This window comes from Phyllobacterium sp. P5_D12 (assembly GCF_054049495.1).
This window is the reverse complement of sequence record NZ_JBFUMG010001200.1, coordinates 1-528: the sequence shown is the minus strand read 5'-3', so window position 1 is coordinate 528 and position 528 is coordinate 1. Positions and strand designations below refer to the sequence as shown.

At 56.1% G+C, this 528-nt stretch carries 1 protein-coding gene; it reads right to left on the bottom strand.

Translation table 11 applies throughout. The features are described 5' to 3' along the window. Window positions 1–528 (bottom strand): FHIPEP family type III secretion protein (locus ACXJ5O_RS29495; RefSeq protein ID WP_457302991.1); only part of this gene is annotated, 528 nt, incomplete at both ends.

The following is a 528-nucleotide window of genomic DNA, read 5'->3' as shown; positions in this document are numbered from 1 at the left end:
GCGACGAAGAGCGCTTTAGGATAAGCACCAAGCTGACCAAAGACGGCCTTGTCGGTTGAACCACGCGTCCCGCCTTTAGAGACAAGAAGACCGGCCGCCAGCGATACGATCAATGCCGGGATTTGGGTGACGAGACCATCGCCGACAGACAGCTTTGTAAAGACATCGGCAGCTTCACTGACTTCCATGCCATGCCGCGTCACACCGATGATAATACCACCAAATATGTTGACGGCGGTAATGATGAGGCCGGCAATTGCGTCACCACGCACGAATTTTGAAGCACCGTCCATAGATCCGAAGAAGGCGCTTTCTTCTTCGAGTTCGCGGCGCCGGTGCTGTGCTTCCTTCTCGTCGATCAGGCCGGACGAAAGGTCCGCATCGATGGCCATCTGCTTGCCGGGAATGGCGTCGAGCGTGAAGCGCGCACCAACTTCGGCAATACGCGTGGCGCCCTTCGTGATGACGAGAAAATTGACGATGATAAGAATGGCGAAGACCACCAGACCGATGACGAAATCACCGCCC